At 70.2% G+C, this 262-nt stretch carries 1 pseudogene; it reads left to right on the top strand.

Annotation, left to right across the window (positions count from 1 at the left end):
• Positions 1-262 (top strand): annotated as a pseudogene (locus IG04_RS47570) (MFS transporter); the annotation flags it as partial.

Raw genomic sequence — 262 nt, 5'->3', positions numbered from 1 at the left:
CCGACCTGCTCGGGGCGATCACCGTGACGGCCGGTCTGGCGGTGGCGGTCTACGCCGTCGTGCGGGCCCCGGAAGCGGGATGGGCCTCGGCCGAGACGATTGCCGGTTTGATCGTCGCCGTGGTGCTGCTGGGCTCGTTCCTGCTGATCCAGGCCAAGCGGAAGGCTCCGCTGGTGCGGCTCGGCATCTTCCGCACTCCCCAGCTCGGGGCGGCGAACATCGCGCAGCTGCTGCTCGGTGGTGCGTGGATCCCGATGTGGTT

Origin of the sequence: Lentzea albidocapillata (assembly GCF_000719115.1) — a bacterium.
GTDB classification, from domain to species: Bacteria; Actinomycetota; Actinomycetes; order Mycobacteriales; family Pseudonocardiaceae; genus Lentzea; species Lentzea albidocapillata.
The sequence above is the reverse complement of the archived record's forward strand: the minus strand, read 5'-3'. Positions and strand labels throughout refer to the sequence as shown.